At 46.5% G+C, this 428-nt stretch carries 1 pseudogene; it reads left to right on the plus strand.

From position 1 onward, the window contains the following. A pseudogene (locus AB4585_RS25910) lies at positions 1–428 on the plus strand (excinuclease ABC subunit UvrA); the annotation flags it as partial.

The raw sequence follows: 428 nt of genomic DNA on the forward strand, positions 1-428 counted from the left end.
TAAAAGTTGTGATGGAACACGCCTTCGAGAAGAAGCACGAAATGTCTTTGTTCAAGATACTCCTCTACCCAACATCGTTGAGATGAGTATTAGTGAGGCGTTGGAGTTTTTCGAAAACATGAGTCTTGAGGGGCAAAAAGCTCAGATCGCCGAAAAGATCATGAAAGAGATTAATGATCGCCTGAGCTTCTTGGTCAATGTTGGTCTCAACTACTTAAATCTGTCGCGTAGTGCTGAAACTCTTTCTGGCGGCGAGGCGCAGCGTATTCGTCTTGCCAGTCAAATCGGTGCTGGACTCGTTGGCGTTATGTATGTGCTCGATGAGCCCTCTATAGGATTGCATCAACGAGACAATGAGCGCCTACTTGGAACTCTGACTCATCTGCGAGATCTCGGCAATACTGTGCTCGTCGTAGAACATGATGAAG

Origin of the sequence: Vibrio sp. 10N.222.49.C9 (assembly GCF_041474985.1) — a bacterium.
In the GTDB taxonomy this organism is placed as follows: Bacteria; Pseudomonadota; Gammaproteobacteria; order Enterobacterales; family Vibrionaceae; genus Vibrio; species Vibrio crassostreae_C.